Origin of the sequence: Halobacillus sp. BBL2006, from assembly GCF_000786645.1 — a bacterium.
In the GTDB taxonomy this organism is placed as follows: Bacteria; Bacillota; Bacilli; order Bacillales; family Halobacillaceae; genus Halobacillus.
Map to the genome: position 1 here is coordinate 1 of NZ_JRNX01000163.1, position 5,430 is coordinate 5,430.

Sequence of the window (5,430 nt, forward strand, 5' to 3'; positions counted from 1 at the left end):
TTTCTTTTGCTTTTTTGATGGATAAACCAATCTTACCATCATCTCCAACATTAATAACCTTCACTTCAACCTGATCTCCTTGGCTTAAGTGATCATTAATGTCCTTAACATAGTTGTCGGCAACTTCACTAATGTGAACGAGACCGGTCTTCCCATCAGGAAGCTCAACGAACGCTCCGAAATTAGTGATTCCTGTTACCTTACCCTGCAGCTTGCTGCCTACTTCAATTGACATAAAAAAAATGCTCCTCCTTAAGTTTTCGATAAAAAAATTATCCTTCTTATATATTATATATAAGCTTTGAAAAGAGTGTCAATATGAAGGGTCTTCATTCGGTATTTTAAAGATGATTTCGCCTTCTTTTGAAAAGAAATAATTGGTCCTTGCAATCTGCAAAACATACTCTTCATTATTCAAGAGTTCAATTTCCTCTTTCAAGTCTTTCTCCTCTTTTTCCAAAGCGGCCTTCTCCTGTTTCAATTGTTCGAATTGCTCATGCTTTTCCGAATACAGCCTTTGTTGTTGCATATGATACATTACCATGGAACCCGCTACGATCGTGACTAACAGGGCAAACATAACCAGTCGGCGAACTAAACGCTTCTTCTTCTTCTGGTGTCTTTCCATATAGGCATCGTAGTGCTTCATGTATGTAGAATCTAAGCGTGCAACCGATTCCGGCTGTTTTTTTGCCATGTAGCTCGACCTCCTTTACTTTTTAAATCTTTTTTTCCAATTGCTCATTGTATTCTTTATTTTATCCAAAAACCCTGCTAAATCCCTTAAGTAATTTTTCATGTTTTTCGGCACTAATCGCCAAATCAACCGAAGAATAAGCTTAATTGGATAAAATACGACAACAAACAATAAGATTATACCCTTTAAAAGTATCTTATAAACACCAATAAGTAAAGAAAAAATTAGGAAAATCATGGATTTTATCGGCCATATGACAAGATGATAGATTATTTTCTTCACTGTTCTCAGAATAGCTGTGCCAACCCTTATTCCAACTTCAAGTGCTTTTAAGTAAAGGTTCTGAAAGAGTGCACGATAACTGGCGTATCCACAGACGAGAGCAACGAATACATAGACTCTGAGCTCTCCGTAGTTCGCTAAATAAAGAATGTAAAAGAGAAAAGCAGCTTGAAACAACCAAAATAACAGTTGATAAATAATTTCAAGCCAGCTTTTTTTATTTCGATTATGAAAGAATCGTTCAAAAGTATCTAAGGATGCGCCGACAAACGCACCACCAGCAAGCATTGTAAGAATGGTAATGAATTGCGTCGTAAGGGTCATTTGAACAGCTTGCTAAACAACCCTTTAGCTTTCTCCCCTTGGTGCTCGTCCAAGTATGACATTTCATACATTTTTCCCTTGATTGCAACGATACCAGAATCAAGATCCAAGTTCTTCATTTGAAGATTTTGTCCCCTGATGACTAAATATCCCATAGAAGTTTGTAGTAAAAATTCTTCACTATCAAAGCTGTCGACCTCTTTCACCCCTGAAATTTCCATGTTTCTTCTATTCCATATTTTAACATTGTGTTCAACTTGTTGTTGACTGCGCAAGGTTTGATTTTTATCGTAGATTTCCATCTCTAACAGCCCCCTTCTCTAGTACAAGCTATGAAAAAAAGCCGGCAATTAGAACGGGGGGAAGTTAGAAAAACTCCGCTGCGCACCAGAAAAGCGAAAGAGATGGGACGCTCTTTTTTTATCCTATGTACTCCAATATTTTCTATGGTAACGAAAAACCACTGCTTAATCAGCAGTGGCTCTTTGTTATTTCACAGGCTCTTCTTTTTTAATTTCGTAAAGCGAAGCCGCTTCATTTTTATTCACATTTTCTTTCAAGGATTTCACTTCAATCGTCAGCACCTTTTGACCGAACTGAATGGTCAATTCATCTCCGATGGCAACATTGCTTGCCGCCTTGCTCTGATTACCGTTGATGCTGATCCTTCCTTGGTCAGCGACTTCCTTAGCCAACGTCCGACGTTTAATTAAACGGGAGATCTTTAGAAATTTATCTAATCGCATATTATTCCACTCCTTTATATTGTTCTTTAGCTTGAACCCAAAGTGCTTCGAGAGATTCTAAATCGTAGTCTTCCAAAGAACGGTTTTCGCTAGCGGCTGATTTTTCCATAGCCGAAAATCTCGTTCTGAATTTTTGGTTTGTGCGTTGAAGAGCATTCTCACTATTTAATTTGTAATGTCTGGCTAGATTAGCAATTGCGAATAGCCAATCCCCAAATTCCTTTTCCATTTCTTCGTTATTTTCTTGTTCCCGCGCCTCTTGAAATTCCTGCCACTCCTCCTTCACTTTCTCAATGACAAGGTCTGCAGAATCCCAATCAAAGCCTACTTTTGAAGCTTTCTTCTGAAGCTCTTCCGCCTGCAGTAAAGCAGGGAAGCTATTCGGCACCGAATCAAGGATTGAAGAAGACTTCTCACCTTTTTCTTCTTGCTTAATTGCCTCCCAATTCGTCACGACCTCGTCTGCATCATTGACGGTGACATGTTCAAACACATGGGGGTGACGGCGGATCATTTTATCTGTTACCGATACTATTACGTCATCAATAGAGAAAAACCCTTCATCTTCTCCGATTTGACTGTGCAACATGACTTGCAGAAGCACATCACCAAGCTCTTCCACCATATGCTCATCGTCCTGTCGATTCACAGCATCTATGAATTCATACGCTTCTTCGATCAGATACTTACGTAAGGATTCATGAGTTTGCTTTCGGTCCCATGGACACCCGTCCGGCCCTCTCAAAATGCTAATGACTTCTCGTAATCGGAAAAATTGATGATTCAGCTTTTCTCGTGGTGCTGGAGGAACATACACACTCGTTAAGTTGTTCACTTCCACACTTCGATCCAGGTCTTCTAGTGGAACGGTATTCACCCGCTCCTCATAACTTCCCGCTGCTGTTACGATCGTAACCGGATAATCGGCCGGCAAATCTTCAAGAAGGGTCAACTTAACCTCAGAAGCGATCATCGCATCATACACCTGACATAAGATGGTATGATTCAATAATTGAAGCCTTTCTCTTTTAAGATCGGTAGCGTCCAAAAATTGAAACCCTTCGATTGGATCGATCTCCAAAGCAGTAAAAGTAGCATCTAAGAAACTCTGACCGCCTTGAATGACAAGCTGAATGTGGCCTTGATCGCGTTTTTCAATTAGAAGCTGAACAGTCTTCTCAGCAAGCATAGGATGACCTGGAACGACATACAGCAATTCCTCACCCTTCGCCTCCTCCAAAAGCTTTTCCACAATTGTCTCATAAACATCCTTGAAATCTTTTTGGTCTTCGTATATTGCATCAAAGCTCTGGCAACTCAGCCCGTCTTTTTGTAAATCTTGTAATACTGGATGGTCCATTGTACGTACATACACAGGTTTATCTTCTTTCATCAATTGGCGGTAGATGCCGAGCGGTAACTGATTCGTATCGCCTGCACCTAAGCCTAATACTGTAATCGTGGTCATGGTTTCAACCCTTTCGGAAGTAGTCGTTGCAACGTGTTATAAAAAGGCATCGGTTCCAGCTCTTTTCTTGTAAAAGCCCCTAGAATCAATAACAATAAGAAATACACAATCGCCCCAAATGCCGTTAGTGACAACGTGTACACAAGCAAGGAGACTCGTCCATACGTCATAACCTTCTCTCCTAAACCTCGGAATGAGATCAGCAGTAAAATCATGCCGGTTAAGGCGCCCGTAATGGACAGCCAGGGCATCGTCATCCATTCGTTCAATGGGAATTCTTTCCCTAAGAGTACGACATTTCCTCCTAAAACGAAAGTTACAGCCATTATAGAAGCAACAGCCGCCCCGTGTAATTCTAAATGAGGAATAAGCCAGTAATTTCCTATAGCTTTTAATCCTATAGCGATTAGAATCAAAACAGCCGTGTGACGAATGTATCCAAGTCCCTGTAAGACGGAAGAGGTGGTCAAAGAAACGGAAGCAAAAACAATGACGATCATGAGTATTCTTAGTGCGCTTGTACCCTCAGTGTTTTGAAAGAACAATTGATTAATCTCGGGAAATAAGACGATTAACCCCGCCGTTGCGCCTAAAGCGATGAGGAGACTGACTTTCGTTGACGTGTACATATACTTTTTAACTTCGTCCGGATCTTTTTCAAAACGCTTTCTCGTCACTGATGGAATTAAAGCTAAAGCAATGGAAGAAGCGAGGACAGTACCCAGTTGAATCAAAGGCTGGCCGCGATCGAAAACGCCTTTGAGGACACGAGCAGCTTCCAGTCCTTCTCCTGCCTTTAAAAGCCCCGGAACAAGTGAGAAAGAATCAACCAGTTGTAGTGATAAGAGTAAAGTGTAGTTCAAACAAATGAACAGACCATAAAATAAAATCGTTTGTATGTAAGATACGGATGAATTCCAGCGCTTATTCTTCCATATGGACTGCCTTTTAACAAAAAACAGTAATACTCCCAGTCCTCCGCATGCGCCTAAAAAGGAAGCAACAGAGGCGCCTATTCCGACCGCATACATATGATCGAATTTCACGACCAAAACAGCGGTCACAATGATTACACTCACACGTATCAATTGATCCACTACTTGTGAGACAGCGGTTGGCTTCATTTGATTCATCCCCTGGAAAACGCCACGAAAAAGAGAGACAAAAGGCACAAGCAGGAACACAAAAAAAGCCGACCGTAAGGATGGAATGAGCTTTTCATCCCCCATGACAGCAGCTATGCCAGGCGCTTGTGTGAATCCTATGACAAATATGAGACCGCAAATTCCCATAAGCCAGCCGAACACTGGCAAATAAAACGAAGGGAATGAAAGGAACTCTTTTTCCTCCCTCAACTCAGACACCAGCTTTGATATGGCAGCCGGAAATCCATATAAAGAGAGAATCAACGCCATCCCTAGAATGGGGTAAACTTGCTGGTAAATATAAAAGCCAAGATCCCCAGTAATATTTTGAAGAGGCACTCGATATCCTGCACTCAGGATTTTACTGACTAACCCTGCGAGCGTTAAAATTAATGCCCCTTTAACGACTGATTGTGATGTTTGATTGGTCATTGTGGACCCTTTCTCTGTATAGATATATCGTGCTTTCTCATTATATCATACGAAAGGCCAGATCCTTTACCGTTACGGACCTGACCTAGTGTCTATTCCATTTGTTTTGCAAGGAAGCTGGCCGCTGTTTGAACCGCTTTGTTGGAACCCTCATCAATTGGAGATCCTTCTTTGTTAAAGCCAACTACACAACCAATCGGATCACCCTGTGCGATAATAGGTTGAATAATGTATGATATAACATCCTCTTCTTGACCACGGACAAATTCTACAGGTGTCGGGTGTTTTTCTGAAGACATAGTCCTTGTGTCCATCACCTGCTCCACTTTCGAGCCG

General features: G+C 41.2%; 8 protein-coding genes. All 8 read right to left on the reverse strand.

What is annotated here, in order from left to right:
• Positions 1-235 (reverse strand): S1 RNA-binding domain-containing protein (locus LD39_RS05830; protein WP_035543900.1); only part of this gene is annotated, 235 nt, incomplete at its 3' end.
• Between the two features lie 78 nt (positions 236-313).
• Positions 314-697, reverse strand: coding sequence for a septum formation initiator family protein (locus LD39_RS05835; protein ID WP_035543906.1), 384 nt, complete (start codon positions 695-697; stop codon positions 314-316).
• Between the two features lie 15 nt (positions 698-712).
• Positions 713-1,303: a spore cortex biosynthesis protein YabQ gene (yabQ, locus tag LD39_RS05840; RefSeq protein WP_035543907.1), complete on the reverse strand. Its 591-nt coding sequence runs from the start codon at positions 1,301-1,303 to the stop codon at positions 713-715.
• The gene (gene yabP, locus LD39_RS05845; protein ID WP_035543909.1) at positions 1,300-1,605 is read right to left on the reverse strand and encodes a sporulation protein YabP; all 306 of its coding nucleotides are present in this window, start codon (positions 1,603-1,605) and stop codon (positions 1,300-1,302) included. Before yabP ends, yabQ begins: the two co-directional genes overlap by 4 nt.
• A gap of 186 nt (positions 1,606-1,791) precedes the next feature.
• On the reverse strand, positions 1,792-2,049 hold the full coding sequence (locus LD39_RS05850) for an RNA-binding S4 domain-containing protein (protein ID WP_035543911.1): 258 nt from the start codon (positions 2,047-2,049) through the stop codon (positions 1,792-1,794).
• Between the two features lies 1 nt (position 2,050).
• Positions 2,051-3,517 (reverse strand): nucleoside triphosphate pyrophosphohydrolase, encoded by a 1,467-nt coding sequence (gene mazG / locus LD39_RS05855; RefSeq protein ID WP_035543912.1) that lies wholly within the window; start codon positions 3,515-3,517, stop codon positions 2,051-2,053.
• Positions 3,514-5,094: a polysaccharide biosynthesis protein gene (locus LD39_RS05860; protein ID WP_035543913.1), complete on the reverse strand. Its 1,581-nt coding sequence runs from the start codon at positions 5,092-5,094 to the stop codon at positions 3,514-3,516. Before LD39_RS05860 ends, mazG begins: the two co-directional genes overlap by 4 nt.
• 92 nt (positions 5,095-5,186) lie before the next feature.
• Positions 5,187-5,430: stage V sporulation T C-terminal domain-containing protein (locus tag LD39_RS05865; protein ID WP_035543914.1), on the reverse strand; the 244-nt coding region annotated here is incomplete at its 5' end.

What these genes read in the sequence shown, in the direction of transcription:
- yabP (WP_035543909.1), bottom strand. Translation starts at nt 1,605, where the DNA reads ATGGAAATCTACGATAAAAATCAAACCTTGCGCAGTCAACAACAAGTT.
- LD39_RS05860 (WP_035543913.1), bottom strand. Translation starts at nt 5,094, where the DNA reads ATGACCAATCAAACATCACAATCAGTCGTTAAAGGGGCATTAATTTTA.
- mazG (WP_035543912.1), bottom strand. Translation starts at nt 3,517, where the DNA reads ATGACCACGATTACAGTATTAGGCTTAGGTGCAGGCGATACGAATCAG.
- LD39_RS05850 (WP_035543911.1), bottom strand. Translation starts at nt 2,049, where the DNA reads ATGCGATTAGATAAATTTCTAAAGATCTCCCGTTTAATTAAACGTCGG.
- LD39_RS05835 (WP_035543906.1), bottom strand. Translation starts at nt 697, where the DNA reads ATGGCAAAAAAACAGCCGGAATCGGTTGCACGCTTAGATTCTACATAC.
- yabQ (WP_035543907.1), bottom strand. Translation starts at nt 1,303, where the DNA reads ATGACCCTTACGACGCAATTCATTACCATTCTTACAATGCTTGCTGGT.